This window comes from Salinivibrio sp. ES.052 (assembly GCF_900141775.1).
In the GTDB taxonomy this organism is placed as follows: Bacteria; Pseudomonadota; Gammaproteobacteria; order Enterobacterales; family Vibrionaceae; genus Salinivibrio.
Genome location: NZ_FSRI01000001.1, coordinates 1,756,299 through 1,769,014, shown reverse-complemented (window position 1 = coordinate 1,769,014; position 12,716 = coordinate 1,756,299). Strand labels below are relative to the sequence as shown.

At 49.4% G+C, this 12,716-nt stretch carries 12 protein-coding genes; 2 read left to right on the top strand and 10 right to left on the bottom strand.

What is annotated here, in order from left to right:
• Positions 1-78 precede the first annotated feature (78 nt).
• From BUQ98_RS08225 to BUQ98_RS08215, 3 genes are all read right to left on the bottom strand, one after another.
• Complete coding sequence (locus BUQ98_RS08225) at positions 79-1,050, bottom strand: TAXI family TRAP transporter solute-binding subunit (RefSeq protein WP_074213316.1); 972 nt, start codon at positions 1,048-1,050, stop codon at positions 79-81.
• A gap of 143 nt (positions 1,051-1,193) precedes the next feature.
• Complete coding sequence (locus BUQ98_RS08220) at positions 1,194-2,021, bottom strand: beta-keto acid cleavage family enzyme (protein ID WP_074213315.1); 828 nt, start codon at positions 2,019-2,021, stop codon at positions 1,194-1,196.
• Positions 2,022-2,067: 46 nt separating this feature from the next.
• Positions 2,068-3,393, bottom strand: a complete 1,326-nt coding sequence (locus tag BUQ98_RS08215) for an aspartate aminotransferase family protein (protein WP_074213314.1) — start codon at positions 3,391-3,393, stop codon at positions 2,068-2,070.
• A 98-nt stretch (positions 3,394-3,491) separates the two neighbouring features.
• Here BUQ98_RS08215 and BUQ98_RS08210 point away from each other — a divergent pair, with 98 nt between their 5' ends.
• Together BUQ98_RS08210 and tcdA are read left to right on the top strand one after the other, a co-directional pair.
• Positions 3,492-4,412, top strand: a complete 921-nt coding sequence (locus BUQ98_RS08210) for a LysR family transcriptional regulator (protein WP_175566297.1) — start codon at positions 3,492-3,494, stop codon at positions 4,410-4,412.
• A gap of 33 nt (positions 4,413-4,445) precedes the next feature.
• Positions 4,446-5,261, top strand: a complete 816-nt coding sequence (tcdA, locus tag BUQ98_RS08205) for a tRNA cyclic N6-threonylcarbamoyladenosine(37) synthase TcdA (protein ID WP_074213312.1) — start codon at positions 4,446-4,448, stop codon at positions 5,259-5,261.
• Between the two features lie 73 nt (positions 5,262-5,334).
• On the opposite strand, the gene BUQ98_RS08200 is transcribed toward tcdA, so the two are convergent.
• From BUQ98_RS08200 to BUQ98_RS08170, 7 genes are all read right to left on the bottom strand, one after another.
• Entirely contained in the window at positions 5,335-6,099 is a 765-nt protein-coding gene (locus BUQ98_RS08200) for a substrate-binding periplasmic protein (RefSeq protein WP_074213311.1), read from the bottom strand.
• Between the two features lie 119 nt (positions 6,100-6,218).
• Positions 6,219-8,042: a class I poly(R)-hydroxyalkanoic acid synthase gene (gene phaC, locus BUQ98_RS08195; RefSeq protein WP_074213310.1), complete on the bottom strand. Its 1,824-nt coding sequence runs from the start codon at positions 8,040-8,042 to the stop codon at positions 6,219-6,221.
• Between the two features lie 79 nt (positions 8,043-8,121).
• Complete coding sequence (locus tag BUQ98_RS08190) at positions 8,122-8,469, bottom strand: phasin family protein (protein WP_021022030.1); 348 nt, start codon at positions 8,467-8,469, stop codon at positions 8,122-8,124.
• A 57-nt stretch (positions 8,470-8,526) separates the two neighbouring features.
• On the bottom strand, positions 8,527-9,738 hold the full coding sequence (locus BUQ98_RS08185; protein ID WP_074213309.1) for an acetyl-CoA C-acetyltransferase: 1,212 nt from the start codon (positions 9,736-9,738) through the stop codon (positions 8,527-8,529).
• A 15-nt stretch (positions 9,739-9,753) separates the two neighbouring features.
• Positions 9,754-10,494, bottom strand: a complete 741-nt coding sequence (locus BUQ98_RS08180) for an SDR family oxidoreductase (protein WP_074213308.1) — start codon at positions 10,492-10,494, stop codon at positions 9,754-9,756.
• A 529-nt stretch (positions 10,495-11,023) separates the two neighbouring features.
• Complete coding sequence (csdE, locus tag BUQ98_RS08175) at positions 11,024-11,449, bottom strand: cysteine desulfurase sulfur acceptor subunit CsdE (protein WP_083605234.1); 426 nt, start codon at positions 11,447-11,449, stop codon at positions 11,024-11,026.
• Positions 11,450-11,468: 19 nt separating this feature from the next.
• Positions 11,469-12,680: an aminotransferase class V-fold PLP-dependent enzyme gene (locus BUQ98_RS08170; protein WP_074213306.1), complete on the bottom strand. Its 1,212-nt coding sequence runs from the start codon at positions 12,678-12,680 to the stop codon at positions 11,469-11,471.
• Positions 12,681-12,716 lie beyond the last annotated feature (36 nt).

The following is a 12,716-nucleotide window of genomic DNA, read 5'->3' as shown; positions in this document are numbered from 1 at the left end:
GGCCAAGGTTAGGAGAGACTCCTGAGGAAATAAAAAAAGCGAGCGTTAAACGCTCGCTTTTTGGTAAGCGGGGGTTGATTATTCAATCAATCCGGCTTCACGGTAGTAGCGCGCAGCACCTGGGTGAAGGGGGGCAGATAGGCCGTCTTTTACCATCTCTTCTTTCTTCAGGTTGGCAAACGCAGGGTGCAGACGACGGAAGTCGTCAAAGTTTTCAAATACCGCTTTCACTACGTTATAGATCACGTCTTCAGGTACTTGGTTAGAAGATACAAAGGTTGCACCCACACCAAAGGTGGTGACGTCATTGTCGTTGCCACGGTACATGCCGCCTGGAATGATCGCTTGGCGGTAGTAGTCACGGTCTTCGATAAGTTGTTTAGCCGCATCGTTTGCGACTTCGACCAAGACACTGTCACACGCGGTAGTCGCTTCCTGAATGGCACCACTTGGGTGACCCACGGTATAGACCATGGCATCGATTTTGTTGTCACACAGGGCTTTTGATTGTTCAGCTGCTTTTAGCTCTGAGATCTGGCCAAATTTGTCCATATCCCAGCCCATTTCATCCATCAGTACTTCGATGGTGCCACGCTGACCTGATCCTGGGTTACCAATGTTAACGCGTTTACCTTCCAGATCATCAAAGGTTGTAATGTCTGCATCGGCACGTGCTACCACGGTGAACGGTTCTGGGTGAATAGAGAAAACGGCGCGAAGATCTTTAAACTCGCCTTGATCTTTAAACTTGCTGGTACCTTTATAGGCATGGTATTGCCAGTCAGACTGAGCGATACCCATATCTAACTCGCCAGCACGAATGGTATTAATGTTGTAGATTGAACCTCCCGTACTCTCTACTGAGCAGCGAATACCGTGGTCATCTTTGCTTTTGTTAACCAGACGGCAAATAGCACCACCGGTTGGGTAATAAACGCCAGTCACACCGCCAGTACCAATGGTCACAAACTGATTAGCTTGCGCGGTCGCCGCGGTTCCTAATGCGGCAGAAAAGCTGAGCGCAATCAGAGTAGGTTTCATCGCTTTCATGCTTAAGATTCCTTTTTAAGTTAGAGGTTGCTATCCGGGCGCACCCTCGAAGTGGGTATGACACTTTATGTGAACATGACAAAAAAGTGTCACCACGCTATTTTTTCAATCTTTTAACAATATTTGCAAGCAATAGTATTGGGTTAAAACGATTGGGTCATGGTTTGCCTTAGTGCTTGTACAGGTTTAGTACAATATCCCAGCTTTTCCAGTGTGTTGCGTAAATCTGTGATCTGAGATGCGTTATCCATTGCCTGGCTTTGATCAAGGCGTTGGGTATTGTTTTCAAAGCCAACCCGTACATCGCCTCCTAGCAACGCCGCGGTTGTTAAGCAGCGTATCTCATTGTGGCCGAAAGCGCAGGCTGACCAGCTCACATTTGACTTGTCAACAAGCGCTTGCCACATGGCGACGATGTCTTCTGGGTTGCCAAATGGTGGGCTTTTATCCCGGCCTGCGACGAACAGTAAATGATGCCCTCGGGACGGAATGACGCCTGAGTGACGCAATTGGCGGTAGCGCTCAATGTCTTGGGGATGATAAAGAATAAATTGAGTATAAATGCCGCGCTGATGTAACCAGGCAAAAAAGGCGCTGGCTTCTTTGGTATCGATTGGATCGGGTGCAAGCTCTCGAAGTGCAACAGAGACGGCTTCAGGTTCCACCGTTTTCACTAACGCGATTTGTTCTGAGGGACGATAGCGACCCACTGCTTCCGTGGTGAGCTGAATGACCATGCGATCACCAACAGCATCTTGAACGTTGTGATAAAGGTGGCGATTAAGGGCCGGATCCAAACTGTGAGCGCCTGACTCATCTCGGGCATGAATATGTGCCATGGTCGCCCCCGCATCGGCGCAGGCTTGCAGGCAGTCAATCAGTGATGGCGTATCAATAGGGACGGCGTTGTGCTGTGAGGGTTGCAGACGAGCACCGTTAGGGGCGACCATAATTGTGCGAGTTTCCATCATCTTCGTTCCTTGGATCTTGATTCATCAATCTATTCTCACTGACAACCTACTGCGATGTGCACGTATTGATAGTTATCATCAGTTTCTCGGTGATTTCATCAATGTGCGACTGTTCAATGATGTAAGGGGGCGCCAATAAAATATGGTGGCCTTGTTTACCATCGATGGTGCCGCCCATGGGGTAGCACATCAGGCCATTGTCGAATGCGGTTTGCTTTATTTGTTTAGCCAGCGGCCGCTGGGAGGCAAATGGCTGCTTCGTTTGTTTATCTGCCACGAGCTCGAGAGCTAAAAATAGCCCACGGCCACGAACGTCACCGACAAAAGGGTGCGAAGAAAACGTACCTTGCAGCGCAGATTTTAGCGCTTTTCCCTGCTGCGCAGCAGCGTCTATCAAACCATCCTGTTTAAGCGTTTTTAACGTCGCCAAAGCAGCTGCGCATGCGGTGGGGTGCGCCATAAAGGTATGGCCATGTTGGAAAAAACCTGATCCGCTGGCGATAGCGTCATAGATGTGATCCGCCGCGAGTGTTGCCCCAATGGGTTGATAGCCCGCCGCTAGCCCTTTGGCTATCGCGACTATATCCGGAATGATATCTTCATGTTCAAATGCGAAAAAGCGCCCAGTACGTCCCGTACCGCACATCACTTCATCGAGAATCAGTAAGATGTTGTACTGGTCGCAGATTTCACGAATACGCGTAAAATAGCCTGTTTCCGCGGTCAATGCACCGGCTGTAGCCCCGACGACGGGCTCAGCGATAAAGCCAATCACGGTTTCTGGTCCTTTTTCTAGCAGCATGGCTTCAAGCTCGTTCGCCACACGCAGGCCGTATTCATACGCGCTTTCATCGGCGCGTTGATCGCGATAGGCATAACAGGGCGCGATCAGACTGGTGTCCATCAACAAAGGGGCAAAGGGCGCGCGACGCCATGCATTACCACCCACGGATAACGCGCCGAGCGTGTTGCCATGATAGCTTTGGCGGCGAGCAATAAAGTGTTGGCGCTGCAGCTCTCCAACTTCCACCCAATATTGGCGCGCCATTTTTAGTGCCGCTTCCATCGCCTCCGATCCACCACTCACCAGATAGGCATGATTGATCGTACTTGGCGCTAAGCCAGTGAGCATATCAGCGAGCGCTTCACTGGTCGCGGAGGTAAAAAAGCCAGTATGCGCATAGGGAATAGTGTCTAATTGGGCGCGAATCGCATCCAATACCGCAGGGTGATTGTGGCCAAGGCAAGAGACCGCTGCGCCGCCACATGCATCAAGGTAGTGCTTTCCTTGTGTGTCGGTGAGGTACACGCCGTGGCCGCTTGCGACAGTGGGCAGTGTTTGATGGCAGTGACGATGGAATACCTGACTCATACTGGCGTCTCGTGGTGGTGTTAATATCTCAGTATGGGCTGGTTGTGTTCTGCGTCACAAAGGATATATTTTCACCAGGCATGCAAAAAAGGAATGGGATGATGAATGTGCGTTTACCGTCGATGCGCTCGCTACAAACATTGATTGCGGTGGCTCAAACGGGGAGCTTTTCAGAAGCCGCGAAGGTGTTGCATGTCAGCCAAAGTACGGTGAGCAAGCAAATACAGCGGCTCGAAGAAGGGATTGGTAAACCACTCTTTGAGCGACATGCAGGAGGAGTAAGACTAAACCGAGTCGGTGAGCCTTACTTAAATATGATATCGGCCAGTGTCAATGATATCGCTAATGCCACGGCGCAAGCGCGTCAGCAAAGTGCAAGGCAAGAGTCAGTCAGCTTGTTGGTGCCGCCTTCGTTTGCCAGCCTTTGGTTGATTCCTCAGCTCCCAGCGTTTAAATCGCAGTACCCTGATATCTCTGTGGTGGTCAGTGCCAGTGATTATGTGCCGCAAGGGAAAGAGAGTGAAATGGATATTTTAATCCGCTGTCAGCCTCATCAGCAGGCAGGCGCGCAAGGAGTTTGTTTAATTCACGAGCACTTATCGCTTGTCGCATCAGTGACCTTGCTGCCAGAACCTTTGGATCGGGCCGCGTTGTTATCGGAAGTGCCGGTTTTATCTCATCTAACGCGCCCTTCACTGTGGGAGCAATTTTGGCAACAATTCGGGCTGGCTGACAGCAATCCGCAATACGGAGCGGGCTTTGAGCACTTTTTTATGGCGCTTGAAGGCGTAAAACAACAGATGGGGATGGCGTTAATCCCCACCTTTATGGCCTCAGCGGCCCTGTCAAACGATCAGATTGTGAACCCCTTGGGGTTAAGTATCGACAGCGGCTATGGCTATTATCTTTACAGCGCGCGGTATAAGCAGCGCTCGCCAGCGGTTATGCACGTGATCAATTGGTTGTATGATGCCCTCAATATGGATCCGGCTAGACATCCCATCAGCAAGTCGGTATAACGCCTGTCAGCGCGATCAACGAAGACTATAGTTATGACACATTCCCTATCAGAATCCTATCTGCAACGTTTTGGCGGTACGGCTCGTTTATATGGACGCCGTGCGCTTGAGGTGTTTCACCAGAGCCATATTTGTGTCATTGGTATTGGTGGCGTGGGATCATGGGCAGTGGAATCGCTGGCTCGGACAGGGATTGGCGCAATCACATTAATTGATATGGATGATGTGTGTGTCACCAACACCAATCGTCAAATTCATGCGCTAAAACACACGGTCGGTCAAAGTAAAAGCGAGGTGATGGCGGAACGTATTATAGCGATTAACCCCGAATGCCAAGTTACCGTGATAGATGACTTTATCTCCCCCGACAATCTTGCCGAATACATCGATACGCGCTTTGATTATGTGCTGGATGCCATTGATAGCATTAAACCGAAAACGGCTTTGCTCGCTTATTGTAAGCGACACAAGATAAAAGTACTGACGGTTGGCGGTGCTGGCGGGCAAATTGATCCGACTCAGATCCAAGTGGCGGATCTGACCAAAACCATTCAAGACCCATTGGCGGCTAAACTGCGTAACAACCTTCGTCGTTTTCATGGTTTTACTAAAACCCAAGGGCGTAAGTTCGGTATTGACTGCGTTTACTCGACCGAGCAGCTCAAATACCCGCAGCCGGATGGGAGTGTGTGCGAGAGTAAATCGTCTGCAGAAGGTCCGAAACGGATGGACTGTGCGAGTGGCTTTGGCGCCGCGACCATGGTGACGGCCAGCTTTGGCTTTGTGGCGGTATCACGCATATTGCAGAAGTTGGTAGAGGCCGATAAGCGCCTTCAGACAATGAAGTAACGTTGAGAGTCAAGAAAGCGCGTATCACGTCACCTGCCCAGTATCCATTATGCCAACGTCGTGTCGGACAAGACTAATCGGTGTACAGGGTGTTTCTAAACTTGCTCCAAATGGATTGATACCGACCATCCGCTTTTAGCTGTCGGAGCGCTTTATTAAAGCGGGCGGCATTATCATAACCTGACTTGTTTGCGCGACTAAACAAGACATACAAAGGAGTGATCCGCATTGGACGAGGGTGGTGAACTAAGCGTTGTTGCTCCGAGGAAGCAACATGCTGAGCGATGACTTTTTTGAGTACATCCAAGTTACCTAGTGCCACATCGATTTGGCGGTTGAGCAGGGCATTAATCTTATTTTTCTCTTCGAGAAACTCTTGAATCTTCACATCAATACCGGACTTTTGTAGCTCTTCTAAAGCTTTGACGTCGATAAAGCCTTTTGTTACACCTATCGATAGTCCATCGAGGTCACGCGGTAACTGCCAATCAAAATCAAGCGTGGTGAGATGGAAAAAGCCGACACTTTCGGTATAAATAGGGTCGGAATAGATAAAATTATCTGCACGCTCGGGCGTATATGCCCAACCTATGGTGCCATCCCACTTTCCTTGCTGAGCAAGACTCATCGATTCATGCCAAGGGAAATAGCCCAATGACACATCAAAGTCGGCTTCTTGTGCGGTTTGCATGACAATTTCTGTAATGGGGCCTCCACCAGAAATACTCTGAGAGATAAAAGGAGCATATTCACCGGATGTGAGGCGAAGTGTGTGTGCTTGTATAGCTATAGGAATGAAAAAAAGCACTAATAACAGCCAGTGCCAGGTCTTTTCCATGTTGCCCCCGTGCCGTTGCTCTGTGATGCATTTGAGTATAGTGCACTTAAAATAAAAAAGTGACGCCACCTAGCTGTTACTAGTAAGGGCGTCACTTTGAGTCACGAATGAGAGAACCGTTAAGCTTCTTCTTCGACTCGCTCTGGATCAGCTTTATTTTGTTCTGTGTCAGATTTTATCGGGAGGACTTGACGAACATACTCACCCGGCGCGACGTAAAGGGTTGGGTAATTGTCTGACCCTATTGAGTAAGGGTCGACTTGCTCTTCAGGACTATAGCTACGTAGCCATTTTTCCCAATGTGTCCACCATGAGCCTGTGTGGTGAGACGCGCCTTCCAGCCATTCGTCAGCAGTATCAGCAAGATGATCATTGGTCCAAAAGCCGTACTTTTTCTTGACTGGATGGTTAACGATCCCTGCAATATGGCCTGATTCACCTAACACGAAGGTTTTATTGCCACCAACATTCAATGCACCACGATAAGTGCCTTGCCACAGAGCAATATGATCTTCTTTGGTTGAGATGAAATAGCTAGGCACTTTTATCTTGTTGAGATCAATCCAGACGCCACCCACTTTCACGCCTTTGTCTTGCACCAGTTTATTTTCAAGGTACAGGTCACGCAAAATAAAGTTATGCGTTTTCGCAGCGACGTTGGTGCTGTCACTGTTCCAATACAGCAAGTCAAAGTCGACGGGGCTATTGCCTTTAAGGTAATTCTCAATGTAATAGTTCCAGTACAAACTATTCTCGCGCAGCAAGCTAAAGGTCACGCTCAAAGAGCGGCCATCCATATAGCCTCGCGCAGTATTTTGCGCCTCTATCGCACGGATCAGGCTATCATTAATGTACGCCCCAATCTCTCCAGGTTGTGAGAAGTCGAGTAGAGTAGTAAAGAAACTCGCTGACTTGATGCGTGCTTTCATGCGTTTGGCGGAATAGTAAGCAATAGTGCAAGCTAATACGGTTCCGCCAATACAGTAGCCAACGCCATTTATTTGCGATTGGCCGGTAATATCTTCGATGGCACTGACTGCTTTGACTGTCCCTTGTGTGACATAGTCTTCGAAGCCAATCTCAGCCTGTTCAGCGGAAGGGTTGCGCCAAGACATCAAGAACACCGTGTGCCCTTGCTCAACTAACCAACGAACCAGTGAGTTTTTCTCGCGCAAGTCGAGAATGTAATACTTGTTGATGAAAGGAGGCACCACTAACACGGGCGTGGCATTGACCTTTTCGGTCACTGGACGATATTGAATCAGCTCAAAAAGCTCATTTTTATAAACAACGTCCCCGGGGGTATTCGCGACATCATCACCGACACGGAACGCGTTATTGTTAGTCATGCGCACTTTCAGAATATCTGCGCTTGACTCCATATCCTGTTTTAACTGTTCCATCCCCCGCAGCAAATTCTCGCCTTGTGAGTCTAACGTCATTTTCAACAGTTCAGGGTTGGTCGCTATATAGTTGCTGGGTGCCATGGCATTAATGGCTTGGCGAGAGAAAAAGGACAAACGCTCACGGGTTTTATCATCGAGGCCTTCGATGGCTTCGATCGTTTCCATGTAGGTCCGTCCAAATAGTAGATAGGACTGTTTGATAAAGTTATAGAGGACATCTTCCTGCCAAGCTTTGTCCTTGAAACGTTTATCGTCACTACCTTCGCTAACCACCTCTTCCGTATTATCACGGGCGAGCATGGCGTTTTGCCAGATTTGCATCTGTTGTTCCCACCACTGCATCTGTACTTGTAGAAGCGCAGCGGGCTGTTGAGCCGCTCCTTCCAGCAACTGAGCAGTGTCTTGCAGGCTAACTTCCTGCATGGCTTGGTTAAACGGTGTGTCTACGGCTGCCTTGCCCTGCTCAAGATCCTGCCACCATTGCTGGTTTTGTTCTTGCAGCCTGGCAAGGTAGTCCGAAAAGAAGTGATGAAACATAGTCTTGCCCTCTTGATCGGATAAGCACTATAAAGGCCTGCTACGGTGAGTAGCAGGCGATAGTGCACTAACCCTGCCTTTACGCTGGGGTGCCGGCTTTCATGTTTTCAGCCGTGATTTTGTCGATGTCTTCTTTGAACTCTTTCGCGATGTTTTGCAGCTTGGTGCTGTCATCCATCATTTGCTGAGAGAGCTTGGTCAGTGCTGCCAGTTGCTGGCTGCTAAAAGACGTCATGCTGGTGACATCTTTCACTTCGCTAGCGGCTTTCATCTGCTCAAGGCCCAACGAGCTGTAAGTCCGCATTGCGTTCATTTGCAGCTCGGTGAGCGTCTCGACATTCTTGGCTACTAGCTTGTTGAAATTTACATAGGGAGCCAGAGCTTTCTCAGATTGCTCAGAAAACGCTTTAAACATATCTGTGTACATGGTGTATCTCCTGATAGTGTTGTTCTGGGTGTTTTACCCAAGGTCGCAAGTGTCCGTTTATGCTTGTGTACGCTTAATAACCAAAGCTGTACCCATACCGCCGCCAATGCACAAAGAAGCGACGCCGTGGGTTTCGCCTCTTCGCGTTAGCTCGTGTAGCAAGGTCACCACAATTCTGTTGCCTGAGGCCCCGAGAGGGTGACCCAGTGCAATAGCACCGCCATTAACATTGGCACGTGCCAAGATGGTATCTGGGGATGTATTGTGGTGGTCAGCTAATTGATGAATCACGCCGAGCGCTTGTGCGGCAAACGCCTCGTTGAGTTCAAACAAATCTATCTGATCGAGGGAGAGGTTTGCTTTATCGAGGGCTGTATTGACCGCGCCGACAGGCCCTAGACCCATCACGCTTGGATCAACGCCGTGTTGCGCATAGGCGGTCACTTCTGCCAACGGGGTCAGTCCATGTTTGTTGACGGCTGATTCCGACGCCAAGATGACAGCACTCGCGCCATCGTTAATCCCAGACGCGTTACCGGCGGTTACCGTGCCTTCTTTGTCGAAAGCGGGTCGTAATTTGCTTAGGCCATCGAGTGTAGCGTTTGTCTTCGGATACTCATCGGTATTAAAGGTTATGGTTTGCTTACGCTGCTTGATGTCGACGGGGGTTATTTCATCTTTAAAGCGGCCGGCTTCTATCGCCGCCACTGCTTTTTGTTGGCTTTGCAAGGCGAACTGGTCTTGCTGCTCACGGCTGATGCCGACTTCTTTCGCGACGTTTTCTGCGGTGACGCCCATATGATATTGATTGTACACATCAGTGAGGCCGTCATTGATGAGTAAATCTTTCATGGCAACGTCACCCATCTTTTGCCCGGTACGCAGATTCCCAGCGGCTGCAAATGGAATTTGTGACATGTTCTCTACCCCGGCAGCGACTACCAGTTGAGCATCACCAGCACGGATATGGGTAACCCCGTCCATAATGCTTTTCATGCCACTGCCACAGACCATATTGATCGAGTAGGCTGGAACATGTGCAGGGATATCGGCATAGATCGCCGCTTGACGGCCGATGCCCATTCCTTGTCCGGCGCTGACGACGTTACCCACAATAACTTCGTCAATGACCTCACCGCTTAGTGTGCTTTCTGCTAATGCACCTTTTATCGCGTGTGCTGCGAGTTGTCCGGTTGGGACATCTTTGAGTGTGCCTAAAAAGGCACCGATGGCGGTACGTTTTGCCGCCACAATAAAAATGCGTTCCATCAATCTATCCTTGATTTATTGCATGTACAGGCCGCCGTTGACCGACAGCGTTTCACCTGTGATATACGCACCCGCATCGCTTGCTAAGTAAGCCACCGATGCTGCAATTTCTTCTGGTTTCGCCAGGCGTTTCATTGGGATTTGGTTGGTGATTGATTCCAGCACCTCCTCGCGCATGGCCGTCACCATCGGTGTTGCCGTGTAACCAGGGGCGACAACGTTAACCGTAACGCCTGCACGTGCCCCTTCAGCGGCAAGTGACTTACTAAAGCCCATCATGCCTGCTTTGGCCGCGGCATAGTTGGCTTGCCCAAATTGGCCTTTTTGACCATTGACGGATGAGATATTAATGATACGTCCTCCCCCTTTTTCGCACATAGCAGCGAAGAGGGGTTGAGTGACGTTAAAGAGGCTATTGAGATTGGTATTAATGACGTCATGCCACTGTGCGGCATCCATCTTTTTAAAGACACTGTCGCGGGTAATGCCCGCATTGTTCACGAGTACATCGACAGTACCTTCTTCTCTAAGAAGCTCAGCAATGCGTGTGGCGCACTGCTCTGTGTCAGTGACATCAAGCTCGAACAAGAGCACTTGGTCTTGGTTGAACCCTTTTTCGTCGAACCACTCTTTTGCGCACTCCGCACCGCCTGTGAAGTGCGTAGCGATGACGCGATAATCATCCTGAACTAATTTTTCGGTGATCGCTGAGCCGATGCCGCCTTTGGCGCCAGTTACTAATGCCAGTTTTTTCATCTATGACTCCATTCACTACAACAAGCAAACTTTACGAGATGCCTGAAGCCGCATCTGGAACCACTCAAGCCAGAATTACAGTCATCCTTGTTATTTGATAACAGCAGCAAGACTTGTGCCAATACTTAAATAATCATGCTGCCGATATTGTTAGGCAGACTAACTTATTGGTGTGACCCTTTTATGACTGCCTGCTTCTAAGCTAACGAATCTAGACGAATACGCAAAGTATAAAAGACTTCGGTTACGCATTCGGGATCCAGGTCAAGTTTGACGGGTAATAATGCAACCCATTGTTAATAATTTGTTTTGTTATGTTTAATTTGCGTTAATTTAAGTGTGGGGCGGTAAGGGCTGATAAGGTGTTGAAATGGAGAGAGAGAAGGGGGGGATCGTGTTAGCGGTTTGTTTTTTTGTATCTTTATATAGACAATTTTGGTTGATAATCAATCTATTGGTTGCTGAATGAGCTGGAGGCCACCGCTACTATGTATGGGTTCAGTAGGTGGCCACCATAAGTGGCAGTATGCTACTGCGTGATTTGATGTATATGCTGCACGATGGCGTGCAAACCGTTTGCCCTTGACTCACTTAAATGGTGCGACAATCCCGTTTGCTGAAAAAAATGGTTCAAATTGAGTACACGAATAGAGTCGCGCGTTTGGCCGTGGACGCAAGCCAGCACTACCGCTAATAAGCCTTTAACTATGCGCGCATTTGAATCGGCAGCGAAGTAATGCATATCGTCGACCGATTGATGTAAAAGCCAGACGTCACTTTCACATCCGCTAACCGGACTGGCTACCTGCTTTTGTTCGTCGGTAAAGGTTGGGAGTTGCTTTCCCCAGAGAATAAGCTGTCGGTATTTATCTTCCCAACTTGTGTGTTGTGTCAGCACCGTAGCAACAGTCGATTGATCCAGTTCGGTGCCAAAAGGGTGGTTAGGTAATGACATTATTTATCCTACTAAACGATTAACTATCTAAAAGAGCAAGCGCTTTGTCTAACGCGACAATGAAGCATTCAACATCCTCCTGCGTATTATAGGCGGCTAAAGAGACTCGGATTGTCCCGTCTATGCCTAATGCTTTGAGAAAAGGATGAGCGCAATGGTGGCCCGAGCGTACTGCGATACCTTGTTGGCTCAGAAGTTCCGCGACATCAGAATGGTGCTCGTTTTGGACTACAAAAGACACCATGGTACTTGTCGCTTGAGGCGCAATGAGGGTGATTTGAGGCCGTGCCTTTAAGGCATCAATCAGCTGATGATAGCAAGCGGTTAAGTGTGTATGAATGGCCTGGTTATCTTGTGATTTTAGCCAGTTAATAGCGACCGCAAGGCCTATGGCTCCCGCCGTATTTGGCGTTCCAGCTTCGAAACGTGCTGGGATCGGTGCTAGGGTGTGGCTGTCAAATGTGACCTCTGAGATCATTTTTCCTCCGCCATGAAAAGGCGCGAGCGCGCCAAGTGCCTCCGGTTTTCCATACAGAACGCCAATGCCGGTGGGACCATAGAGCTTGTGACCGGAGAAAACATAATAGTCTGCGTCTAGTGTCTGCATACTGATAGGCTCGTGGACGATCCCTTGCGCACCATCAATGATCACAGTTGCACCATAACGATGCGCGAGTGCGGTCATTTTCTCGATCGGGTGACGGGTCCCTGTGACGTTGCTGACATGACTGATCGCGACAATACGGGTGTTGGTATTTAAGGCTTGCTGATAAGCCTCCCAGTTCAATCCCCCCGAGCTGGTACAACAGGGGATCTTGACGAGCTGCGCACCCGTGCGCTGTGCCATTAGTTGCCAAGGGATCAAATTAGCATGGTGCTCCATTTCGCTAACAAGGATTTGATCGTGCGCAGTTAGGGTGTGGCTCAGGCTGTAGGCGAGCAGATTGATCGCTTCCGTGGTGCCACGTGTCCAGATGATATCGCTCGGGTTGGCGTCAATGAAATGGGCAACATCGCGCCTTGCTTGCTCAAATTGCGCCGTCGTGGAGAGAGAGGCCTGGTGCTGACCACGGTGAACATTGGCCACTGGTGCCATGTAGCTTTGACAAATAGCGTCAATAACCATTAGCGGCTTTTGCGCAGTGGCGGCACTGTCTAAATATACCCAGTCAGGGGTGTTAAACGCAGGGAACTGGGCACGTAAGGCATAGGGATCAAAACCGTCTGTCATAGTCATCGTCCGAAATGAAATCCTGCTTATGATCGC